The organism is Novosphingobium sp. APW14 (assembly GCF_032337075.1).
GTDB lineage: Bacteria > Pseudomonadota > Alphaproteobacteria > Sphingomonadales > Sphingomonadaceae > Novosphingobium.
The window spans coordinates 140,567-162,301 of sequence record NZ_JAVYAB010000004.1; the positions used below are offsets into that span (position 1 = coordinate 140,567).

Sequence of the window (21,735 nt, forward strand, 5' to 3'; positions counted from 1 at the left end):
GCCACCGGCGGAACGGCTTTGCGCCGAACCGCCGGGTACAATTCATATTACTGGTTGTTCTGACGGCCCAGGAAGCGAGGGATGCTGATCGACGGACCGTCGCCATCGTCCCCTTCATCATCCTCATTCTCGTCCTTCGAACGTCCGCCACGTGAAAGGTTGGCCATGCGTTCAAACAAGGTCGCCCCGCCCGAAGACACCCGCGGAGCCTTGGCCACAGGTGCGGCCGGAGCCTCTTCACCCAGTGCAGCAGCTTCGCCGCTATCGCTCGAAACAAGACCGCGGCGACGCTCTGGCATTCCGCCAGCAACTGGCTGATCTTCTTCAACCAAGCGCGAGGCATCGAGGAGAAGCTCATCGGCTACCGGCGCTTCGGTTTCCGCTGCCGGCTCATCGGCCTCGAACTCTAGTTCCAAAGGCTCAACCGGAGCTTCCGCCTGCGGCTCTTCCGCAGCCGGGGTCGCTTCCCAAGCGGCTTCACCTGAAGTGAACGCAACCGGAGGCTCCTCAGCCGCAGGAGCCGGTTCCGGAGCAACCTCTGCTACCGGTTCGGCCACGCGCTCAGGCTCAGTCTGGGTGCGCTCGAACAGCGGCTGGATCGGCTGGGGCTCAGCCTGCGGCCGAACCGGGCCGCGCGCGGCGGTCAGGTTGAACGGACGGCTGGCTTCTTCGGCCTGGGCCGCGCTCTGTTCGATACCCGTGGCAACGACCGAGACACGGATCTTGCCCTGAAGGTCAGGATTGAAGGCCGAGCCCCAGATGATGTTGGCGTTCGGATCGACCAGCTCGCGAATGTGGTTCGCGGCCTCATCGACCTCAAGCAGCTTCATATCTTCGCCGCCGATGATCGAGATGATCACGCCCTTGGCACCCTGCATCGACACGCCATCGAGCAGCGGGTTGGCAATGGCCTTTTCGGCCGCCTCGAGCGCGCGGTTTTCACCGTGGCCCTCGCCAGTGCCCATCATCGCCTTGCCCATTTCGGCCATGACCGAGCGAACGTCAGCAAAGTCGAGGTTGATCAGGCCCGGCATGACCATCAGGTCGGTGATCGAGCGGACACCCTGCTGCAGCACTTCGTCTGCGAGGTGGAAGGCTTCCTTGAAGGTCGTCTCCGCCTTCGCCACCAGGAACAGGTTCTGGTTGGGAATGACGATCAGCGTGTCGACGTGCTTCTGAAGCTCTTCGATCCCAGCTTCGGCCGAGCGCATGCGGCGGGTGCCTTCGAACAGGAACGGCTTGGTGACCACGCCTACGGTCAGCACGCCCTTTTCACGGGCAGCCTTGGCAACGACCGGAGCCGCACCAGTGCCGGTGCCGCCGCCCATACCGGCAGCGATGAAGCACATGTGCGCGCCATCGAGGGCACGATCAATCTCAGCCAAGGTTTCTTCAGCCGCAGCCTTGCCCACTTCGGGGCGCGAACCGGCACCCAGCCCCTGGGTGATGTCCGGGCCAAGCTGGATCCGATGCTCGGCAATTGAGTTATTCAGCGCCTGCGCATCGGTGTTGGCAACAATAAAATCAACGCCTTCGATGCCAGCGGTGATCATGTTGGCGATGGCGTTTCCGCCCGCACCGCCCACCCCGATCACGGTGATACGGGGACGCAGCTCTTCAACAGCTGGCGGTCCGATATTGATGCTCATGGCGCGCTCCTGTCCGGCAAGCGGATACAATTCCCACAACTGACGTGGTTACTGCACCGCAAGATTCAAAGTTTCCAACCCGCAATGCCACGTTGTCCACAGTCGGCCCGAGGTTTCAGGCCGCTGGCGTGGAATTCAGAAATATTCCCGCAGCGCGCGATAGACCCGGCCGACGATCCCAAGCTTGTCGAACCTGGTAATGTCCTGCTTGGCACGGCCAACCTTGCGGATGTCGAGGGGGTCGGCTGCAGCGTAGAGGACAAGACCCGTCAACGTGGAAAAACCTGGCGTACCATGGGCTTCGGGCAACCCCTTGATGTGCAGGGGGCGACCGATGCGAACCGGCTTGCCCAAAGCAGACTGCGCATAGTCAGCCAGGCCCGCCAGCTCTGCTCCGCCACCAGTCAGCACAATCTGCTGCCCGCGCTGGCCGGTAAAGCCAAGCGACTTCAGGGCCCGCGAAACCTCATCCATAAGCCGCGCCATCTGTTCCGTGATGACCGAGATCAGCTCGGCCCGCGGAATCCGGTTCTTGTCGTCGGCATGGCGCGCAATCGGCCCGGTCATTTCATCGCCCGGAGCATTCACCGGGATCATCTCACGGTGGTCCGAGGGGCTGGCGATGGCCGAGCCGTGGACGCATTTCAGTCGTTCGGCCTGGAACCGGCGGATCCCGAAGGCCGAAGCAATCGCATCGGTAACGTCACCCGAGCCCATCGGGATTGTTACGAGCCCAAGTAACATCCCGGCGGCATAAACCGAGACATTGGTTACCTCCGCACCAAATTCAACCAGGGCAACCCCAAGGTCGCGCTCTTCCGGGCTGAGGCAGGCATAGCCTGCGGCGATCGGCGAACCGACAACGGCCTCAACCTGCAAGTGCGCATTCTGCACGGCCTCGGTAATGTTGCGGATCGGCGCACCGTCCGCCAGCATCACATGGATATCAACGCCGAGCCGTTCGGCATGCAGACCTTTGGGATCGGACACGCCATCGGCACCATCAAGCGTGTAATGGGCAGGCTGGGCGTGGAGCACCATGCGCCCATCGGGCTGGATCACACCCTGTGCGGCCACCAGCAGATGCTCGATATCGTCTTCTTCGATGCGACGACCGCCGATGTCGATTTCAACCTGGGCCACCTGGCTCGCCAGCCCAGCTCCGGAAGAGCCAATCCAGACCGAGCTGACCGCTGTATTGGCCAACTTTTCGGCCCGCTCCACCGCGTCGCGCACGGCATAGGTAGCGGCCTGCATATCTGTAACATAGCCGCGCTTGATACCCTGGGCTGCGCGGTGCCCCGATCCCAAGACCACCATTTCGCCAGTCTCCGTCAGCCCGGCGACCATCGCCGAGATTCGGAACGAGCCGATATTCACCGCGCCAAAGGTTCGGACGATGCGGGCTGTAGCCATTAGCCCTTAGCTCCCTTCGCGGCGGCGGGCTTAGCACCACCCTTTGACTTGGATTCGGTCTTGGGTTCCGACTTGGTCTTGGGTTGGAGTTTGGGCTTGGCCTCAGCCTTCGGCTTAGTCTCCGCCTTGGACTTGGCCTCAGCCTTCGGCTTGGTTTCCGTTTTGGGCTTGGCTTCGGATTTAGGCTTGGCTTCTGACTTGGCCTTCGGCTTGGCTTCAACCTGTGCCTTCGGCTCTACCTTTGCAGGTCCGACAACGTCATCAGGCTGATCGGCAGCGGCAATGGCCACGGGCTGGGGTGCCTGCTGCTCTACAGGATCGGTCCGGCCTGGGACGCGCAGATAGATCCGATCACCGGCCCGCATGTCGAATGCGGCAGCCTTGCCTCCGAGCAGACGGTTAACGCCATCGAGCCGAGCGAAGGTCATGAGCGCTTTTGCGGAACTTTCAGTACCTTCAGGCAGTGCCAGCACCTGACCCGTTTTGAAGGTGAAGTTCCAGCGGCGGTTGCCAACCCATTCTGCCTCGCGCAGCTGCGGCTTAAGCGCAGGCGCAGCAGAGAGGAGGTTCTGAAGCGCAACAACCTGCTGACCGGCGCCAAGGCCCGAAACGACCAATTTGCCCTGGGCGCGGGCTGGTCCGACCACTTCGAGTTCGTGACCGGTTGCATCAATCAGCACCAGCTTATCGACCTTGCGCAACACCGCTGCCGGCTTGCGTTCGACAATGTCGATCACCAGTGAATCCGGCAGCTGACGTGAAACACGGGCATCTTCGACCCACGAGAGCTGGAGCAGCTCGGCCCGCAGGGCTTCGACATCGACCATCGTCATGGCCCGCTCACGCTCGGCCAGGGCGCGCTCATAGACCTTAAGCTCGTTCAGGTTCTTTGTTCCCCGCACCTCGACCCGGCGAACCTCGAACCCGGCATTGCGCGAAACAGCGGCCAGTTGCGCGTTGGCCAGGGCCGGCACTCCGGCAAAACTTGCCACAACCCAAGCCAGGGCGGCTGCACCGCTAAGAATGGCTGCTAGGAATATCCGTTGCCACTGGGCTTCACTGATTGGCAACCAGCCCAATACCGTGCCAATTACGGAGCCGGTGCGGGTCTTGGCCGCGCGGACCTGGCGGGCCTTGCCTTGGGTTGCAGCAACCTTGCGGACGCCCCTGCCGCCCCGCTTGATCGTCTGGCTCATCGCCTGCCCCCCTGCTTATCGGCAAGGGCCTCGGCGATGATCATCTCGACCAGTTCACCATATTCAATCCCCAGGTGCCGTGCCTGTTCGGGCACCAGGCTGAGCGGAGTCATGCCCGGCTGGGTGTTGGTTTCAAGCACGAAAAGGCCTTCGACCCCGCGCTCGTCATCCCAGCGGAAATCGGTACGGCTACAACCCTTGCACCCCAGAAGCTGGTGGCAACGCAACGCCAGATCGAGGCAGGCCTGCGTAATCTCATCCGGGATGTCGGCCGGACAGACATGCTCGGTCATGCCTTCGGTGTACTTGGCATCGAAATCATAAAAGCCGGACTTCGGGCGCAGCTCGGTAACCATCAGCGCACGGTCGCCCAGTACTGCCGTAGTCAGTTCGCGCCCGCGAATGTAAGGTTCGGCCAAGAGCTGGTCGAATTCCTGCCAAGGGCCCTTGGCATCGGGGCTGATCGGGTTGCCGTAATTGCCATCAGCCATGACAATGGCCACGCCAACGGAGGATCCTTCGTTGACCGGCTTCAGCACATAGGGCCGTTCAAGCGGATCTTTCTGGAAGATCTCTGCAACGGGCACGATCCGCCCGCCGGGCATCGGAATACCATGCGGGACCAGCGCTTGCTTGGTCAGTTCTTTGTCGATCGCTATGACGGAAGAAACCATGCCCGAATGGGTGTAGGTCAGCCCCATCAGATCCATCAGGCCTTGAACCGAGCCATCCTCACCCGGGGTGCCGTGAAGCGCGTTGAACACCACATCGGGTTTCGCTGCCGCCAGCCTGCTCGCAACATCGCGGTCCATGTCGATCCGCGTAACCTGGTGGCCGCGCTCTTCCAGTGCCTTGGCCACCCCTTCCCCGCTCATCAGCGAGACCGGCCGTTCATTCGACCAGCCGCCCATCAGGACTGCGACGTGAAGTTTGGGGAGGGTCACTTCGGCTTACCTACTCGTTGTATTTCCCATTCGAGCTCAACGCCCGACTTCGCTTTAACCCGGCGGCGCACTTCCTCGCCCAAGGCTTCGATATCGGCGCTGGTCGCCTCGCCCAGATTGAGCATGAAGTTGGTGTGCTTCTCGCTGACCTGGGCGCCCCCAAGCTGAAGACCCCGGCACCCGGCTTCGTCAACCAGCTGCCACGCCTTGTGCCCAGCCGGGTTCTTGAAAGTCGATCCGCCAGTCTTGCTGCGCAGCGGCTGGCTGGCTTCGCGGCTGGCCGAAATCCGGTCCATCTCCGTCTGGATGGCCCCTGGCTCACCGGGATGGCCGCGGAAGCGTGCCGCCACGACAATTGCACCTTCCGGCAATTCGGAATGACGGTAGGTGTAATGCAGATCGGCGACCGGCAGGGTAACCAGCGCGCCCGACCGCAACACCACATCGCAATCGACCAGGATGTCCTTTACCTCGCCGCCATAGGCCCCGCCGTTCATCCGCACGAAGCCACCCACCGTACCCGGAATCGAACGCAGGAATTCAAGCCCGGCAATGCCGTTGTCGCGCGCGGTTGATGAAACCAGAATGCCGCTTGCCCCGCCACCGCATTCGAGCGTGAGGTCATCAGTGCGGGCAACCTTGGCAAATGCCTTGCCCAGCCGCACCACGACACCCGGCACCCCACCATCGCGGACGATCATGTTGGAGCCAAGGCCAAGGGCCATCACCGGCACGGCCGGATCAAGCGTGCGCAGGAAATCCTGCAGGTCCGAAAGGTCCTTCGGCTCGAACAGCCATTCGGCTGCGCCGCCGGACTTGAACCAGACCAGCGGGGCGAGTGGGGCTGCAGGGGTCAGCTTGCCCCGGACAGAGGGGAGCGTCGCGGTGTTCATCCGCCGGTCCGGAAGACGCGGATAGCAGCCTCAAGTCCGCCAGCCCACTTGGTGATATCCCCCGCCCCCAGGCAGACCACTATGTCCCCCGGCTGGGCAACATTAGCAAGCTCTGCCGCAAGGGCATCGGCGCTAGCAATAAGGTGTGCCGATCTGTGGCCGCGAGCCTTGATGCCTTCGATCAAAGCGCCGGAATCAACGCCATCGATCGGTGCTTCGCCCGCGGCATAGACCGGAGCGGCATAAACCAGATCGGCATCATTGAAGGCGGCCTGAAATTCAGCCAAATGGTCACGCAGGCGGGTAAAGCGATGTGGCTGGACCACGGCGATAACCCGGTTCTGCACGCCCTCTCGCGCAGCAGCCAGAACGGCGCGGATTTCAACCGGATGGTGGCCGTAATCGTCGATGATCGTCACGCCATCAATCTCACCCACCTTGGTGAAGCGGCGCTTGACCCCGCCGAACTTGGCAAAGCCGGTCTGGATCACGCTATCGGCGCAGCCCATTTCAACCGCCACACCCACCGCGGCAAGCGCGTTTTGAACATTGTGCCGACCGGGCATCGGCAATTCGATCCCCTCGATCCGCCGCGAGGAGCCATCGCGCTGGCGGATCACCACGTCGAAACGGTTGCCGCCGGGGAACGGGGTGACATTCTCACCGCGCACGTCAGCCTGGGCTGAGAATCCATAGGTCACGACGCGGCGGTCGCGGACCTTGGGAATGACAGCCTGGACTTCGGGATGATCGATGCAAAGAACAGCACAGCCATAAAATGGCACGTTCTCGATAAATTCGACGAAGGCGTCCTTGATCGCATCGAAGCTGCCGTAATGATCCAGGTGCTCAGGATCGATATTGGTGACCACGGCAATGGTCCCGTCGAGCCGCAGGAACGAGCCATCGCTCTCATCCGCTTCGACCACCATCCATTCGCTTTCGCCAAGGCGGGCGTTGGAACCGTAGGAATTGATGATCCCGCCGTTGATCACGGTCGGATCGACCCCGCCCGCATCAAGCAGGGCGGCAACCAGCGAGGTTGTGGTGGTCTTGCCGTGCGTGCCGGCAACCGCGACCGTGCGCTTGAGCCGCATGAGCTCGGCCAGCATCTCGGCGCGGCGGACCACCGGCACGCGGTGTTCCAGCGCGGCAACAACTTCAGGGTTCTCGCGCTTTACCGCGGTGGAGGTCACCACAACCGCGGCATCGCCCAAATTCTCGGCCTTGTGGCCGACCATCACCTTGATCCCGCGCGCGCGCAGGCCTTCGACAACATAGCCTTCAGCGATATCACTGCCCTGCACCGAATAGCCTAGGTTGTGCATCACCTCGGCAATGCCCGACATACCGATCCCGCCGATACCGACGAAGTGGATCGTGCCGATGTCTGTGCCAACGCCCTTCATTACCTGTCTTCCTAACCAGCCGCCGCCGCACCGCCCAAGGCGACGCCCGCTGTCGATGATTCAGCCACACGGATCACATCCATCAGCGGTGCACCGCCAAAGCTTTCAACCAGGTCCGCCAGGTCCTGCACCGCCTTGGGATAACCGCAATTCCAGGCGGCGTGGGCCGCATTGGCCAGCGTTTCCGGGCTCTGCGCAATCGCCAGGATCTGTTTGGCCAGTTCGGGTGCGGTAAACTTGTCTTGCCGGATCATCCGTGCCCCGCCGGCAGTGCAGATTTCTCGCGTGTTGGCCGCCTGATGGTCATCCGTCGCGATTGGCAGCGGGACGAGGATTGCCGGGCGACCGACTGCGGTCAGTTCGGCGATGGTCGAGGCGCCGGCGCGACCGATGAACAGGTGGGTATCAGCCAGCCGCTCGGCCATGTTTTCGAAATAGGTGCCCAATTCGGCCGGGATATCATGCCCGGCATAGCGGGCACGCACGGCTTCGATATCCTCGGGCCGGCACTGCTGCGTCACCTGCAGGCGGCTGCGCAGGGCGGCGGGGAGCATGGCGAGCGCATCGGGCACGACATGCGCGAGCACGCTTGCACCCTGGCTGCCGCCGGTCACCAGCACGCGCAGCAGGCCGTCCTCGGTAAAGGGCGGGAACGGCTCATTCCGAAGCGTCAGCACCTCTGCCCGGACCGGGTTGCCGACCAGATGCGTCTTCAACGCGAACTTGGCCCTGAGCCGATCGACCTGCTTGCAAGACGTGGCGATCGCATCGACCCGCTTGGCCAGCAGCCGGTTAACCCGGCCCAGCACGGCGTTCTGCTCGTGGATCACGCTCGGCACGCCAGTGGCCGTGGCGGCCCACAGCGTCGGGAATGCGGGATAGCCACCAAAGCCGATCACGCAGGACGGCTGGAAGCTTTCAAACAACCTTTCGGCCATCCGCTTGCCTTCAAGGATCGCCCCGAAGCCCTTGGGCCAATGCAGCGGGTTCTTGCCGATCCGGCCAGCCGGCAGAATGTGCGCCACCAGGCTGTCTGGCTTGCCGGGCAGTTTGGCCCCGCGCGTGTCAGTGACCAGCGCAACATGGTGACCGCGCCGCTCCAGCTCTACGGCCAGAGCGAAAGCCGGGATCAGGTGCCCACCGGTTCCACCGGCAGCCAGGACATAGTGCCGCGTCACGCCGGTCATCGCAGCAGGTCTCCCAGGTTGTCGATCTTGAATTGCTCACGCTCGATGAACGGGTTGCGGCGGGTAATCGCCAGCAGCAGGCCCACGCCAAGACAAAGCGCAATCGTGGACGATCCGCCATATGAAATCAGCGGCAGCGTCATCCCCTTTGACGGGAACAGCTGCAGGTTCACCAAGATATTAATGAAGGCCTGCCCGCCGAGCTGGGCGGTCAAGCCGGCCGCGGCAAGAGTGGTGAACAGGTCTTCCTCCTTAAGCAAGCGCAACAGGACGCGCAGCACGATCGCAACATAAAGCGCCAAGATCACCATGCACATCACCAGGCCGAACTCTTCCCCGATCACGGAGAAGATATAGTCGGTGTGGGCTTCGGGCAGTGCCATCTTGCGCTTGCCAAGCCAGATACCGGTGCCGGTCCACCCCCCCGAGAGCAACGTGCGGCTGGCCAGGTCAACCTGATCGAATGCCGTGCCGCCGCCCAGGAAAGCGTCAATGCGATTGCGACCATTCTCATAGAAAATATACGCAAGGGTCACCGCTCCAAGGCCGCCGGCGATTACCAGGCCAATAAGCTGGACTGAAATACCTGCCAGCAAAGCCAGCACGAACCAGACCCCGGCGAACAGGATTGCCGAACCCAGATCCGGCTGCAGCATCAGCAGACAGATCACCAAGAGCATGACCGCAGTGCTGAGTGCTAGGACCGGCAGCTTGGGGTCGCGGGCCCGCCACGACAGGATCCAAGCCAGACAGATCGCAAAAGCCGGTTTCAGGAATTCGGAAGGCTGGAGCGAGAAACCCAGGTTAAGCCAGCGCTTGGCGCCATTCACGGTCGAGCCAAAAATGGGCACCAGGAAAAGCCCAACCAACATGGCCGCGCCCAGCAGAATCCCAACGCGGCGTGCCATGTCTCTTGGCAGGACCGCAGCTCCGAACATGGCGAGCAACCCAACAAATTGCCAGCGCAGGTGCAGGTAGAAAAAGTGGAGATCATCCAGCCTGACCCGCGCAGTGGAAAGCCGCTGCGCGCTGGCTGGGGATCCCGCCGCGACGGCCAGAGTGCCCAAGGCCATCAACAACAGGACCAGCCCCAGCAGTACCCGGTCGATTTCGCGCCACCAGATCGCAAATTCGCTGCGCCGGTTGCGCTGCCGCGGCAACCCCGCCTGCGGCGCCTGTCCGGCGCGAGGAACGAAAGGCGGATGCGTAGCCATCAGCGCGATCCTTCGGCAGCGGGCGAACCCTGGTCAGTCGTCAGCGCGTGAACAATCTGACGGAAGCTGTCACCACGCGCCTCATAATCGCGGAACTGGTCGAAACTGGCGCATGCCGGAGAAAGCAGGATAACATCGCCAGGCCGGGCCGCGGCCATGGCCTGCTGGATTGCATCACACATCATCTCGCTGCGGGTCACCGGCATATGCGGACGCAGCAAATCAGCAAACATCGGGCCAGCCTCACCGATGGTATAGGCCGCAGCAATATTACCGAAGTGCGGGGCACATTCATCCAGATCATCGCCCTTGGGCAGGCCGCCAACAATCCAGTGGACGCGCTTGTTCGGATTGGGAGGAAACGCCGCCAGCGCCGGGGCAGTCGAGGCCGGATTGGTTGCCTTGCTGTCATTAATGAACAGCAAACCGCCGGCCTCAGCAACACGTTCCATCCGGTGCGGCAGGCCGCGGAAGCTGGCCAGGGCCGGGGCCCACTGGGCCTGGGTCAGACCCAACGCCTCGGCTATCGCGACGGCGACGGCGGCATTCTGCAGATTGTGCGGGCCCTGCAGTGTCGGCCAGTCGGGCTGGAGCGACAACAGATCAGCCCCATCAACCGATTGCACCTTGCCGGGCAGGTGGCGCGCCAACTCGCGCTCCGCAACGCTGCGGGTTTCGGAATCGCCAACTCCAAACACGGCAAACTGATCCGCGTCCTGCATCGCGAACAGGCGCGCCTTGCTTGCGGCATAGGCTTCAAACCCGTCGTAGCGGTCAAGGTGATCAGGGGTGATGTTCAGCAAGGCCGCGACATCACAGGCCAGCGAATGGGTCAGGTCGATCTGATAGCTCGACAGCTCCAGCACATAGACGCCGCCCGGCGGCAGCGGCGCCTGCCCCAGAACCGGCAAGCCAATATTCCCACCCATTCGCGCAGGCAGGGCAGCACTTTGCAGCACGTGGTGGACGAGCGCCGTCGTGGTCGACTTCCCGTTGGTCCCGGTGATCCCAACCACGCGGTGCGCAGGCAAATCCGGTCGGGCCAAGGCGAACAGTTCGATGTCACCGATCACCGGCACACCGGCGGCTTCGGCGTGAGATGCAATCGGGTGGCTATTCAGCGGCACACCGGGCGAAACGACCACACCGGCAAAGCCAGCCAAGTCGATGCCCAGCGGATCGGCGAGCTCGACCCGCCCCTCCAGCGCGCGACGTGGTTCCTCGCGGCTGTCCCAAGCTGTTACTTCCGCCCCGCCCGCCAGCAGGCTTTCCACCGCAGCCATGCCCGAGCGGGCAAGTCCGAGGACGGCATAGCGCTTGCCGGCAAAGGCGGAGGTCGTAATCATCGCAGCTTGAGCGTCGACAAGCCGATCAAGGCCAGGACGATAGAGACGATCCAGAAGCGGATCACCACAGTCGATTCCTTCCAGCCCAACTGCTCGAAGTGATGGTGGATCGGCGCCATCTTGAACACCCGTTTGCCGGTACGCTTGTAAACGGCAACCTGGATAATCACGGAAAGTGCCTCGGCCACAAACAGGCCGCCCACGATTGCCAGCACGATCTCATGACGCGAGGAAACGGCAATGGCACCCAGTGCACCACCCAAGGCAAGGCTGCCCGTATCGCCCATGAACACGGCCGCTGGCGGCGCATTGAACCACAGAAACGCCAAGCAGGCACCCATGATCCCCGCACAAAGGATTGCAAGTTCACCGGCGCGCGGAATGTGTGGAATGCCAAGATAGGCCGAAAAGTCTGCCCGGCCTGCAAGGTAGGCGATGATGGCAAAGGTACCGGCGGCAATAATCACCGGCATGGTCGCCAGGCCATCAAGCCCGTCTGTCAGGTTCACGGCATTGCCGGCACCAACAATCACGAAGGCGGCGAACAGGAAGTAGATTGGCCCCAGCGGGATATAATGACCCGAAAAGAACGGAACATAGAGGTTGGTGCTGGTCTGGCTGACGATGATCCACGATGCGAGCCCGGCGACGAAGAATTCAGCCGCCAGCCGTGCGCGACCCGAAACACCGGCCGTACTGCGCTTCTTGACCTTGTCGTAATCATCAAGGAACCCGATCAGGCCAAACCCGCTGGTGACCATCAGGCAAGCCCAGACGAGCGGGCTGGACAGGTCCATCCACAACAGCATCGACACGACCAGCGCAATCATGATCATCAGCCCGCCCATGGTCGGCGTGCCACGCTTGGCCAGGTGGCTTTGCGGGCCATCCTCGCGGATGGGCTGCCCCTTGCCCTGGCGGACACGCAGCATGTTGATGAACTTCGGACCGATGATCAGGCCGATCACCAGTGCCGTCATCAATGCTGCGCCCGCGCGGAACGTCTGATAGCGGATAAGGTTCGCCAGCCCCGAAAACTCGAAGTATTCGGCGATCAGGTAAAGCATCCTGATCTCAATCCTTGTTCTGCGTCAGGGCGGCGACGACGGCCCCCAACCCAACGGAATTCGACCCCTTGATGAGTACGGCATCGTCGGCCCGCAGACCAAGTTCCGCAAGTGCCGCCAATGCTTCCCCAGCCGTCTGGCAATGAGCGAAGGACATGGCCTTGCCAAGCGCCGTAGTGGCTGATTTCCCCAGTTCCCGAGCCAATGGCAGCATCTCATCGCCCACCAGCACCACGTGATCGACCTCTGCGTCCCGAAGAGGGACAGCGAGGTCGGCATGGAAGGCCGGACCATGATCGCCCAGTTCCTTCATCGCGCCGAGGACGGCGATACGGCGCGCGGCGACAGTCTTGCCGAGTTCGGCAAGGGTAGCCTTCATCGAGGCGGGGTTAGCGTTATAACTCTCGTCGATCAGCAGTACGACACCGCCATCGACCGACAGCCGATGCCGAGCACCCCGGCCCTTGAGGCCTTCCAGCTCAGCCAGAGCCAGACCGGCTGCACCAAGGTCACCGCCCAGTTCCCGCACGGCGGCAATGACCGCCAGCGAATTGACGACCCAGTGCTCGCCAGGGGTCGCAACGGTGTAGCAGAGGCGGCGATCGCCCATGTCTGCCGTCACCAGCGAGCCGCCACCGGGGGCCGGGACCGCATCAAGCAGCCGGACATCGGCAAAATCGCTGCGCCCGAAGGAAACGATCTTCACCCCCAGCCGTTCGGCGGTGCGGCGCAACTGGCCATATTGGGCAACATCTGCCGGAACGATTGCAGTGCCGCCGGGCTCCAGCCCTTCGAAGATCTCGGCCTTGGCATCGGCAATAGCCTCGATCGAACCCAGGTTTTCGATATGAGCCGGGGCGATGGTGGTGATCAGCGCGACATGCGGGCGCACCTGGCTGGTCAGCGCACGGATTTCGCCCGCGTGGTTCATGCCCATTTCGAAGACGCCGAACTTCGTCCCCGCCGGGGTGCGGGCCAAGCTCAGCGGCACGCCGACATGGTTGTTGTAGCTCTTGACCGACCGATGCGCGCGCCCACGGCTTGAACGGTCGAGCGCGGCGAAGATCGCTTCCTTGACCCCGGTCTTGCCGACCGAGCCGGTGACGCCGATTACCCGTGCCAGCGTGCGCTCGCGCGCGGCCTTGGCCAACAGCTCAAGCGCCTTGGAGGTGTCCTCAACCAGAATGTGCGGCCCATCGATCGGGCGGTCAACCACGGCAGCGGCCGCACCTTTGGCGAATGCCGCGTCGACAAAGCGGTGCCCGTCCATCGCTTCGCCCTTGAGGGCAAAGAACAGGTCACCTTCCATGACGTCGCGGCTGTCGATCTCGACGCCAGAGACCGCAAAGTCGCCACTGGCCGTGCCGCCGGTCGCCGCGGCGATCTCGCCCGCTGTCCACAGCGCCAAACCATGCGCATCTTCGACTTCGATCGGCCACTCAAGGATCCGGGCAAAGGCATTCATGCAGCACACTCCCTGGCTACGCTAACGTCATCGAATGGCAGCACACGCATGGTTTCCCCGGCGCCGATAATCTGCCCCTGTTCATGGCCCTTGCCGGCGATCAGCACGATGTCATCGCGCCCGGCTGCGGTAATCGCGGCGGCAATGGCCGCGCGGCGATCGCCCGTTTCGTTCAGTTTCCCGACGCCGCCAGCCAGGATCGCGCCGCGGATTGCGGCGGGATCTTCGCTGCGAGGATTGTCGTCGGTGACAATGCCCAGATCGGCCTGGTCGGCAACAACCCGGCCCATTTCCGGTCGCTTGCCCTGGTCACGATCCCCGCCCGCGCCGAACACGACGATCAGGCGGCCAGAGCAGTGCGGGCGCAGTGCGGCGATCGCTGCCTCAAGCGCATCGGGGGTATGGGCATAGTCGACATAGACCGGCGCGCCGGCCCGGCTGATCGCCGCGCGTTCAAGCCGCCCGCGCACGGGTTGCAGGCGGGAAAGCCCATCGAACACTTGCGCCGCATTGCCCCCGGTCGCCAGAACCAGCCCCGCAGAGACGAGGGCATTGGCGGCCTGGTACGCCCCGATCAGCGGCAAGTTAACCGTGCGGCTCTGGCCTCCATGGACCAGTTCCAGCAACTGCCCGAGTTGGCCCGGCGTACGGCTAACCAGGCGAATGGCTTCGCCCTTCTCACCAACGGTAAGCAGCTTGAGTCCGCGGCTGGCGGCATGGCTGATTGCGCGATCGGACCATTCGTCGTCGGCCCAGATCACCGCCGTGCCATCATCGGCAACCACTTCGTCAAACAGCCGCATCTTGGCCGCGAAGTAGTCTTCCATGGTCTTGTGATAATCGAGATGGTCGCGGCTGAGATTGGTGAAGCCACCGGCAACAACCATCAGCCCTTCGTTGCGATACTGCGCCAAGCCGTGGCTTGATGCTTCATAGGCAACGTGGGTGACCCCTTCGCGGGCAAGGCCGCTCATATTGGCGAGGAAGGTGACGATATCGGGGGTGGTCAGCCCAGTGGAGACGCTCTCGTCCGCAGTGGTGATCCCCAGCGTGCCGATCGATGCGGCGCTGTGGCCGGCCATGCGCCAGATCTGGCGCGTCATCTCAACCGTGGACGTCTTGCCGTTGGTGCCGGTGACCGCCACCAGCGTGGCCGGCACGGGCGTGAAGAACTGCGCGGCCAGCCGGGCAAAAGCCTGGCGAGGATTGGCGGCTGCAATGTGAACTGCGCCTTCTACCTTCGCTTCAGGACAGGCAACGACGGCAATAGCACCGGCCGCGATGGCAGCAGGAATGAAGTCCTCACCATTTGCTGCCGCGCCCTGGAATGCGCCAAACACCGTGCCGGGTGCGACCTTGCGGTTATCGATCGCGAAGCCTGTTACCGGTGCATCGGCTGCGCTGGCGAGGGGAATGCCGGCAAGCTTTGCCAGCTGCGCCAGATTCATTCACCCTCTCCACTGCCAACCAGCGGCGAGAGGTCTGAAATATCAACATCGCGGTGCGGTTCAGGCATGATGCCGAGCAGCGGACCGATGCGCGGCACGACCCGTCCGACAATCGGCGCCGCGGTCCAGCCAGCCGTACGCTGACCGGAAGTTGCGGCGGTGCCCTGCGGCTCATCGAGCATGGCAATGAGCACATAGCGCGGATTATCCATGGGGAAAGCGGCAGCAAAAGTAGAAACCAGCGAGCTCCGCTGATAGCCGCCGACGCCGGGCTTTTCGGCCGAACCGGTCTTGCCGCCAACCCGATAGCCCACGGCATCCGCTTTCTTGCCGGTGCCATCGACGACGATCATCCGCAACAGCTGGCGCATACGCGCGCTGGTCGAAGCTTTGAACACCCGACGCCCCTTGGGTGTTTGGCCTGGGCCAACCTTGCGGAGCGTGGCCGGACGCCAGAACCCACCATTCACCAGCGCGGCATAGGCGGTGGCAAGGTGCAGCGGGGTGACGGCTATGCCGTGGCCGTAAGACACGGTCATAGTCGTGATCCGGGCCCAGTCACCTTTCGGCCAAAGCGGGAAACCCCGCGCCGGGAGTTCGATATAGGGACGCTCGTTCATGCCGAGCGAGCGCATCGTCGCGTTCAGCCGCGCACCGCCGAGCTCATCGGCAATCTGCGCAGTGACGATGTTGGACGAGTGGATCAGCGCCTCAGGCACGTTCAGCGATGCCCCGAAGCTATGCGAATCGCGAATGCGAAAGCCGCCGATTTCCAGCGGTCGGCCCGAGTGATAGCGGCGTGAAAGGTCGGTGACAGTACCGGCGTCAATCGCTGCAGCAACGGTGATCGGCTTGAAGGTTGAGCCAAGCTCGTAAACCTGGTTGGTGACGCGGTTGAAGATGTTGCCGGCGCTGGCATTGTCGATCAGGTTCGGGTTGAATGACGGCAACGAGGCGAGCGCCAGGACTTCACCCGTTTCCACATCCAGCACCAGTCCAGCCGCGCCCTTGGCGTTGGTATCGGCGATGCCTTTGAGCAATTCGTCTTCGAGCGCGCCCTGGACCCGGCTGTCGAGCGAGAGCACGGCCGGGGTGCCCCGGGTGGCCGGATCGGTCAGGCGTTTATCAAAGACGCCCTCCATGCCGACATGTCCACGGCCATCGGCACCCACGAACCCAAGCACATGGGCAGCCAGCGAACCCTGCGGATAAAACCGCTCCGTTTCCCTCGGAAATTCCAGCGCCGGCTCGCCCAGAGCATGGACCCGGTTGGCGTCCTCTGGCAGGATCCGACGGCGCAGATAGCCTGATCGACCCGAGGCCAGCCGTGCGGCCGTTTGGGCGACATCCATGTCGGGGAAAATCCGGTTCAGCGCGGCCGCGACCTCGCCCACCGGGCGGACCAGCGGGGTTCCATTGTCGCCAAGGGCGTCCGGGTTGTACCACAACGAATAAGCAGGAAAGGTGCGGGCCAGCGGGATGCCATTGCGATCCACAATATCGCCACGTTGCGGGGTAAGGCCAAACGCACTGGCGCTGGCAGGTGTACCTTCAAACAGCCCAAGGTAAATCACCCGCAGCAGGGCAACGACGGCAAACAGAGTGAACAGGCCGCAAACCAGAACAATTCGGGCCTTTGCCATGGTCAAGGCCTGGCGGCGTGTGTTGGCGATTTCCACCCGGCCAGAGGCAACAATGCTGGAAACCGCCAGGGTGTTCATTCGGCGCGGACCTCCGCCCGATCAAGCCTGGTGAGCCGGGCACTAAGCTTGGCCGGAGTGGTGGCCCGCTCTGCAGCATCGCGGGAATCCGCCACCTTGGCCTTGGCAGAGATCGCCTGGCCGGTCAGCGGCGATACCATGGCTTGGATTGGATTCTGATCGCCAATGGCCTCGGCCGCGCTGGCAACGCGGATCGGGCTCGGCGCGTCAGGTCCGCGAACCTTGCCAAGCGCGGCGAGCTGGCGTTCGCCTTCAAGGTACTGGCCGGCGCTCGGCGCCTGATAGCCAAACTCGATTGCGTTGAGGTTGCGGAGTTGCTGCTGGCTCGCGCGTGTCTGAAACTCGGTCTCGAGGAACAGCTTTTCCTGCTTGAGCGCATTGATCTGGCGCTGGGCAAGCTGCACCTCGCTTTTCACCGCGTTGACGCGGACCATCAGCACGAGGGTCAACGCAGCACAGATGGCAAGAAGTGCCACCCAACCGATTGAACGCATCCGGTCACGGGTCAGATTCATGCAGCCCTCCTATGGCGAGCGGGAGCAGCGGTGCGCACGGCGGCCCGCAGGGTGGCCGAACGTGCACGGGGATTGCGGTTGATCTCGACAGTCGAAGGACGAACCGCCTTGGCGATGTGATCGAAGGTCGGCGCGGCAGCAGGCGCAACCTGCGGCAGATGCCGCGATGTGTTAGCGAGGGCCCCTGCAGCTTCGCGCAGGAACTGCTTCACAATTCGGTCTTCAAGGCTGTGGAAGCTGACAACGGCCAGCCGGCCACCTGGCGCAAGGAGCTGCTCGGCCGCATCAAGCGCGGCGTTCAACTCATCCAGCTCTGCATTGACGTGGATGCGGATGGCCTGGAAGCTGCGGGTCGCAGGATCCTTGGGCATGCCCGGATGGTGGCCCAGCGCCTTGCGGACCACAGCAGCAAGCTGACCGGTGGTTTCCAGCGGGCGCGCCGCGACAATAGCACGGGCAACACGACGCGACTGCCGCTCTTCCCCATAGTTGAACAGGACGTCAGCGATCTCACCCTCGGGCGCGGTATTGACGAAGTCAGCCGCGCTTGGGCCGTCCTGGCTCATCCGCATGTCGAGCGGGCCATCAACCGCAAAGGCGAAGCCGCGGTCAGCCTGATCGAGCTGCATCGAGGAGACGCCGATATCCATGGCAATGCCGTCGACGCGACCCACTCCAGCCTCGGCCAGCGCGGCAAGCATTTCTGAGAATCGGCGCGGATGCAGCACCAGCCGCGGCGGTTGCTCGTTGCATTCGGGCCAAGTCCGACCAGCGGCGATCGCATCGGGATCGCGATCGAAAGCGTGTACCGTCGCTCCGGCATTAAGCAGTGCACGCGTATAGCCGCCAGCACCAAACGTGGCATCGACAATCACTGCCCCGGGAGCCGGCGCAAGCGCAGCGATCACCTCATCAAGCAGAACTGGGATGTGAGGAGCCGCGCTCACTTGCGGGCCTTTCCGGCCTGGGCGGCAAGTTCTGCGCAGGCCTCCTGCGCATCTTCCCAACCAGCACCCATCTTGGCGAGCTCTTCTGGATTCCAGATCGTGAAGGACTTACCGCCCCCCTGAAAGAACGCAGCGCCAACCAGCCCACCGAGCTTGAAGTACCGATCCGGAAGGACAAAGCGACCGGAATCATCAAAAGGCACGCGCGCGAAGCCATAAAGCTGATTGGCCCGCAGTTCGCGATCATATTCGGCCCCGCGCTCAAGCGCGATGCGCTCTTCACGGTCAAGCTCAGCCTCGAATTCGTTGACGCGGCCCAGACCGAACCCAATCAGGCACTTCCAGCGGGGATGCTTGGCCAGGCAAAGCACCCGCTCACCAAGACCGGAATCGCGGACAGCCTTGCGGAAGTCTGGCGGCAGCACGAACCGACCCTTCTCGCCAAGGAGCGAGAAGCCCTGTCCGCTATAGCTGATCGGCCGAACCGCCTCCACGCCACCTGCCCCAAATGCCGAAAACCGGCGGTTAAAACCCCCTCCGCTCCAATCGCCTCGCTGGCGACCGGGACCCCTGCGCGGGGCACGAAGGCAAACTTCACTTTCGATGAAATGATTTCTTAACCCCCACAGCCCGGGGATGGAAGGGATTTTTGCGGGAAAATGCGGGATAAGTCGTTAAATAATTGATTTTCTTGTCATGGAAACAATATGGCGAGCGCCATACAGCATTTTGTTGCCGATTTGTTCTTACAAAAAATCAGCAGTTTACCGTCCGACTCGGCCAGTCGGCGGGTTCCTTCCCGTACTTTCCCCGGAATGTCCCGATCAGGGCCTGCCAAAGGCCCGGTCAAGCATGCTGGCCAGAGCTGGCTCGCGCAGCCCCTCAGGGTCTTGCGCAGCAGCAACTTCGGCATCAGCGAGGGCGACCACACGCCCCTTCCCGATCTGGCAGGTAACCAGGACGCCCGCCCCATCAATGCGGCAATTCGCGTTACGGGTTTGCCATGCCCCGGCAAGGCTGACTGGGACCGTCACGCCTCCAATCGAATGGCGTTGCAATCCGCTTGGTTGTAACTCGTCAAAAGTCAGCTCCAGCCCCCATTGGGCCAGAATTGGCGAAAGCAGCACGATATCCTGCGGTCGGCGCTGATCACCAAGCGCATAGATCGATGGTTCAGTCAGCATCGGATCAGCCAATAAAAGCAGGCGCCCCCCGCCCCGCACCCAGCCATCCAGCTTGAAATTCTCTACCGGCGAAAGCGGCCGGGGCTGTACGATCACCAACTGCCGCAGCTCTGATGGCAGCGCTTCCAGCGTGTCCAGCGGCATGATCGGCCCGCGCGCGGAAAGTGCCAACTTGATCCGGTGCGCCGCACGATCATTCGACAACAGGTTACTCAGCCCATCTGCTTCACCCCACAGGATTGGCATTGAGCTAAACAGGCCGACCGGCTCGCGCGGTACGCTTGGGTTCGGGCGAAGTGTCCAGGCAAAGATCGCCAGCGCGACTGCTGAGAGCAGGACCGGCGCCAGCCGCCTAATTCTTGGGCGCGACACTGGACTTGGGTGAAGCGCTTGGCGCCGCCGCTGGAACCACGCCAATGTCGGCCAGCGGATCGCCCCGGTCATCGGCCTTGGCCTGAGCAGCTGAAGCTGGAGCAGGGCTCTCTGAAGACCGGGCCCGATCATTAATGATATTCGCCAAGCCAACCAGCAGGACAATGGCCGCCAGGCCGAACAGCCCGGCCTGAAGCCGCTGCACTGCCTGAGCGCGAAGTTCACGCGCGGTCGGCGGCTCAAAATGCTGCGGGACCGGACGCTGATCAGGGCGGTTAGGCTGCGTTGCCATCGTTTGAGCCTAACCGATCAGGCCAGCCAGGGAAAGACCGGCAGGCCCTTCGCGCGCAGCCACTCGGCATTGTAGAGCGATGACAAGTAACGGAAGCCGGTGTCACACAGGATCGTTGCGACCCGAACATTCTGGCGCCCTTCGGCTACCAACTGCTTGCCCAGTGCAATCGCACCGGCCACGTTGATGCCCGATGACAGGCCCAGGCACAGCCCTTCCTCGCGCAGCAGCCGGGCAACCCATTCCAAGCCTTCTTCATCGGCGATGCGGAACTGGGTGTCGATCGGCGCGCCTTCAAGGTTGGCCGTGATCCGCCCCTGCCCGATCCCTTCCGCGACAGAGGTCCCTTCGGCCTTGAGCTCGCCGCAGGCGTAATAGCTGTACAGCGCCGCGCCGTGCGGGTCGGTCAGCGCGATGCGGATGTTCTCATCAAACGACTTCAACCCCAGCCCGACCCCGGCGATCGTCCCGCCCGTACCGGCTGCGCAGGTGAAGCCATCGAGCCGGCCGTCCAGCTGCTGCCAGATTTCGGGGGCGGTGCTTTCGATGTGGGCCTTGCGGTTGGCAACATTATCGAACTGGTTGGCCCAGACCGCGCCATCGGTCTCTTCGGCAAGCCGGCGCGAGGTGTGGACGAAATGCGCCGGATCGGCGAACTTGGTTGGCGGCACCAGCACCAGTTCAGCCCCCAGCGCGCGCAGGGTGTCCATCTTTTCCTTGGACTGGTTATCCGGCATGACGATTACGGTCTTGTAACCGCGCGCATTGGCAACGAGCGCGATCCCAATCCCGGTATTGCCGGCGGTCCCTTCAACCACCGTACCACCGGGCTTCAACTCGCCCCGGGCTTCCGCATCGCGAATGATCCACAACGCGGCGCGGTCCTTGACCGAGGCGCCGGGGTTGGTGAATTCGCATTTGCCCCAGATCTCGCAACCAGCCGCATCGCTTGGTCCCTTGAGCAGGACAAGCGGGGTGTTGCCGATCAGGTCGAGCGTGCTGTTCTGTACGAGCGCCATAGTCATCGCCCGAGAGGTAGGACTGCTGCAGGCCCGGCGCAATGCATTTGCGCTTGGCCCGTCAGTAGCTCAATCTTCCGGTGCAATCGCGACCTTCAGGCCATCCAGATCGTCCGTCAGCTGGATCTGGCACGACAAGCGCGAGGTTGCATTGCGGTGATCCGAGCTATCGAGCAGATCGTTTTCGTCTTCGCTCATCGCAGGCAGCTTGTCAGCCCAGCCCGCGTCGACATGGATGTGGCAGGTCGCACAAGAGCAGCAGCCACCGCACAGCGCCAGCAGTTCGTCAAAGCCGTTGTCACGGATCGCTTCCATCACCGACAGGCCGGCCGCAGCATCGACCGTCTTTTCTTCACCAGCCCGATTGACCACTACCAGCTTCGGCATCGTTTCGTTCCTCTTACTTGCACCCTATCGGCGCCACGCCGCGGCTGCTAACCAAGGTGCTTTC

The 21,735-nt window shown here is 62.9% G+C and carries 20 protein-coding genes; all 20 read right to left on the reverse strand.

What is annotated here, in order from left to right; translation table 11 throughout:
* Positions 1 to 47 precede the first annotated feature (47 nt).
* The 20 genes from ftsZ to RQP55_RS06875 all read right to left on the reverse strand — a co-directional run bounded on the left by ftsZ (position 48) and on the right by RQP55_RS06875 (position 21,671).
* Entirely contained in the window at positions 48 to 1,649 is a 1,602-nt protein-coding gene (gene ftsZ / locus RQP55_RS06780; protein ID WP_315609429.1) for a cell division protein FtsZ, read from the reverse strand.
* Between the two features lie 135 nt (positions 1,650 to 1,784).
* Entirely contained in the window at positions 1,785 to 3,065 is a 1,281-nt protein-coding gene (ftsA, locus tag RQP55_RS06785) for a cell division protein FtsA (RefSeq protein ID WP_315609430.1), read from the reverse strand.
* On the reverse strand, positions 3,065 to 4,261 hold the full coding sequence (locus RQP55_RS06790) for a cell division protein FtsQ/DivIB (RefSeq protein ID WP_315609431.1): 1,197 nt from the start codon (positions 4,259 to 4,261) through the stop codon (positions 3,065 to 3,067). The genes ftsA and RQP55_RS06790 overlap by 1 nt, the downstream gene beginning before the upstream one ends.
* Positions 4,258 to 5,205, reverse strand: a complete 948-nt coding sequence (locus RQP55_RS06795; protein WP_315609432.1) for a D-alanine--D-alanine ligase — start codon at positions 5,203 to 5,205, stop codon at positions 4,258 to 4,260. The genes RQP55_RS06790 and RQP55_RS06795 overlap by 4 nt, the downstream gene beginning before the upstream one ends.
* A complete protein-coding gene (murB, locus tag RQP55_RS06800) occupies positions 5,202 to 6,098 on the reverse strand; it encodes a UDP-N-acetylmuramate dehydrogenase (RefSeq protein ID WP_315609433.1) in 897 nt (298 codons plus the stop codon). The genes RQP55_RS06795 and murB overlap by 4 nt, the downstream gene beginning before the upstream one ends.
* Positions 6,095 to 7,507 carry a UDP-N-acetylmuramate--L-alanine ligase gene (gene murC / locus RQP55_RS06805; RefSeq protein WP_315609434.1) on the reverse strand — a complete coding sequence of 471 codons (1,413 nt, stop codon included), beginning with the start codon at positions 7,505 to 7,507 and terminating at the stop codon, positions 6,095 to 6,097. Before murC ends, murB begins: the two co-directional genes overlap by 4 nt.
* Positions 7,508 to 7,518: 11 nt before the next feature.
* Positions 7,519 to 8,694: an undecaprenyldiphospho-muramoylpentapeptide beta-N-acetylglucosaminyltransferase gene (gene murG / locus RQP55_RS06810; RefSeq protein WP_315609435.1), complete on the reverse strand. Its 1,176-nt coding sequence runs from the start codon at positions 8,692 to 8,694 to the stop codon at positions 7,519 to 7,521.
* Positions 8,691 to 9,908 (reverse strand): putative peptidoglycan glycosyltransferase FtsW, encoded by a 1,218-nt coding sequence (locus RQP55_RS06815; RefSeq protein ID WP_315609436.1) that lies wholly within the window; start codon positions 9,906 to 9,908, stop codon positions 8,691 to 8,693. Before RQP55_RS06815 ends, murG begins: the two co-directional genes overlap by 4 nt.
* Positions 9,908 to 11,254: a UDP-N-acetylmuramoyl-L-alanine--D-glutamate ligase gene (gene murD, locus RQP55_RS06820; protein WP_315609437.1), complete on the reverse strand. Its 1,347-nt coding sequence runs from the start codon at positions 11,252 to 11,254 to the stop codon at positions 9,908 to 9,910. Before murD ends, RQP55_RS06815 begins: the two co-directional genes overlap by 1 nt.
* The gene (mraY, locus tag RQP55_RS06825) at positions 11,251 to 12,321 is read right to left on the reverse strand and encodes a phospho-N-acetylmuramoyl-pentapeptide-transferase (protein ID WP_315609438.1); all 1,071 of its coding nucleotides are present in this window, start codon (positions 12,319 to 12,321) and stop codon (positions 11,251 to 11,253) included. Before mraY ends, murD begins: the two co-directional genes overlap by 4 nt.
* Before the next feature lie 7 nt (positions 12,322 to 12,328).
* Positions 12,329 to 13,786: a UDP-N-acetylmuramoyl-tripeptide--D-alanyl-D-alanine ligase gene (gene murF / locus RQP55_RS06830; protein WP_315609439.1), complete on the reverse strand. Its 1,458-nt coding sequence runs from the start codon at positions 13,784 to 13,786 to the stop codon at positions 12,329 to 12,331.
* Positions 13,783 to 15,234, reverse strand: coding sequence for a UDP-N-acetylmuramoyl-L-alanyl-D-glutamate--2,6-diaminopimelate ligase (locus tag RQP55_RS06835; RefSeq protein WP_315609440.1), 1,452 nt, complete (start codon positions 15,232 to 15,234; stop codon positions 13,783 to 13,785). Before RQP55_RS06835 ends, murF begins: the two co-directional genes overlap by 4 nt.
* Entirely contained in the window at positions 15,231 to 16,955 is a 1,725-nt protein-coding gene (locus RQP55_RS06840) for a penicillin-binding protein 2 (RefSeq protein WP_315609441.1), read from the reverse strand. The genes RQP55_RS06835 and RQP55_RS06840 overlap by 4 nt, the downstream gene beginning before the upstream one ends.
* Positions 16,952 to 17,470 (reverse strand): hypothetical protein, encoded by a 519-nt coding sequence (locus RQP55_RS06845; RefSeq protein WP_315609442.1) that lies wholly within the window; start codon positions 17,468 to 17,470, stop codon positions 16,952 to 16,954. The genes RQP55_RS06840 and RQP55_RS06845 overlap by 4 nt, the downstream gene beginning before the upstream one ends.
* On the reverse strand, positions 17,467 to 18,417 hold the full coding sequence (gene rsmH, locus RQP55_RS06850) for a 16S rRNA (cytosine(1402)-N(4))-methyltransferase RsmH (protein WP_315609443.1): 951 nt from the start codon (positions 18,415 to 18,417) through the stop codon (positions 17,467 to 17,469). The genes RQP55_RS06845 and rsmH overlap by 4 nt, the downstream gene beginning before the upstream one ends.
* Positions 18,414 to 18,911: a division/cell wall cluster transcriptional repressor MraZ gene (locus RQP55_RS06855; protein WP_315609444.1), complete on the reverse strand. Its 498-nt coding sequence runs from the start codon at positions 18,909 to 18,911 to the stop codon at positions 18,414 to 18,416. Before RQP55_RS06855 ends, rsmH begins: the two co-directional genes overlap by 4 nt.
* A gap of 330 nt (positions 18,912 to 19,241) precedes the next feature.
* On the reverse strand, positions 19,242 to 19,973 hold the full coding sequence (locus RQP55_RS06860) for an ABC transporter (protein ID WP_315609445.1): 732 nt from the start codon (positions 19,971 to 19,973) through the stop codon (positions 19,242 to 19,244).
* Positions 19,954 to 20,265 carry a hypothetical protein gene (locus RQP55_RS06865; protein ID WP_315609446.1) on the reverse strand — a complete coding sequence of 104 codons (312 nt, stop codon included), beginning with the start codon at positions 20,263 to 20,265 and terminating at the stop codon, positions 19,954 to 19,956. Before RQP55_RS06865 ends, RQP55_RS06860 begins: the two co-directional genes overlap by 20 nt.
* Positions 20,266 to 20,282: 17 nt before the next feature.
* Positions 20,283 to 21,290, reverse strand: a complete 1,008-nt coding sequence (locus RQP55_RS06870) for a cysteine synthase A (RefSeq protein ID WP_315609447.1) — start codon at positions 21,288 to 21,290, stop codon at positions 20,283 to 20,285.
* 63 nt (positions 21,291 to 21,353) lie between these two features.
* On the reverse strand, positions 21,354 to 21,671 hold the full coding sequence (locus tag RQP55_RS06875; protein WP_315609448.1) for a 2Fe-2S iron-sulfur cluster-binding protein: 318 nt from the start codon (positions 21,669 to 21,671) through the stop codon (positions 21,354 to 21,356).
* Between the last annotated feature and the right edge of the window lie 64 nt (positions 21,672 to 21,735).

Excerpts from the sequence above, each read along its gene's own strand:
- ftsZ (WP_315609429.1), bottom strand. The coding sequence starts at position 1,649 with ATGAGCATCAATATCGGACCGCCAGCTGTTGAAGAGCTGCGTCCCCGT.
- ftsA (WP_315609430.1), bottom strand. The coding sequence starts at position 3,065 with ATGGCTACAGCCCGCATCGTCCGAACCTTTGGCGCGGTGAATATCGGC.
- RQP55_RS06790 (WP_315609431.1), bottom strand. The coding sequence starts at position 4,261 with ATGAGCCAGACGATCAAGCGGGGCGGCAGGGGCGTCCGCAAGGTTGCT.
- murB (WP_315609433.1), bottom strand. The coding sequence starts at position 6,098 with ATGAACACCGCGACGCTCCCCTCTGTCCGGGGCAAGCTGACCCCTGCA.
- murC (WP_315609434.1), bottom strand. The coding sequence starts at position 7,507 with ATGAAGGGCGTTGGCACAGACATCGGCACGATCCACTTCGTCGGTATC.
- murG (WP_315609435.1), bottom strand. The coding sequence starts at position 8,694 with ATGACCGGCGTGACGCGGCACTATGTCCTGGCTGCCGGTGGAACCGGT.
- RQP55_RS06815 (WP_315609436.1), bottom strand. The coding sequence starts at position 9,908 with ATGGCTACGCATCCGCCTTTCGTTCCTCGCGCCGGACAGGCGCCGCAG.
- murD (WP_315609437.1), bottom strand. The coding sequence starts at position 11,254 with ATGATTACGACCTCCGCCTTTGCCGGCAAGCGCTATGCCGTCCTCGGA.
- mraY (WP_315609438.1), bottom strand. The coding sequence starts at position 12,321 with ATGCTTTACCTGATCGCCGAATACTTCGAGTTTTCGGGGCTGGCGAAC.
- murF (WP_315609439.1), bottom strand. The coding sequence starts at position 13,786 with ATGAATGCCTTTGCCCGGATCCTTGAGTGGCCGATCGAAGTCGAAGAT.
- RQP55_RS06835 (WP_315609440.1), bottom strand. The coding sequence starts at position 15,234 with ATGAATCTGGCGCAGCTGGCAAAGCTTGCCGGCATTCCCCTCGCCAGC.
- RQP55_RS06840 (WP_315609441.1), bottom strand. The coding sequence starts at position 16,955 with ATGAACACCCTGGCGGTTTCCAGCATTGTTGCCTCTGGCCGGGTGGAA.
- RQP55_RS06845 (WP_315609442.1), bottom strand. The coding sequence starts at position 17,470 with ATGAATCTGACCCGTGACCGGATGCGTTCAATCGGTTGGGTGGCACTT.
- RQP55_RS06865 (WP_315609446.1), bottom strand. The coding sequence starts at position 20,265 with ATGGCAACGCAGCCTAACCGCCCTGATCAGCGTCCGGTCCCGCAGCAT.
- RQP55_RS06870 (WP_315609447.1), bottom strand. The coding sequence starts at position 21,290 with ATGACTATGGCGCTCGTACAGAACAGCACGCTCGACCTGATCGGCAAC.
- RQP55_RS06875 (WP_315609448.1), bottom strand. The coding sequence starts at position 21,671 with ATGCCGAAGCTGGTAGTGGTCAATCGGGCTGGTGAAGAAAAGACGGTC.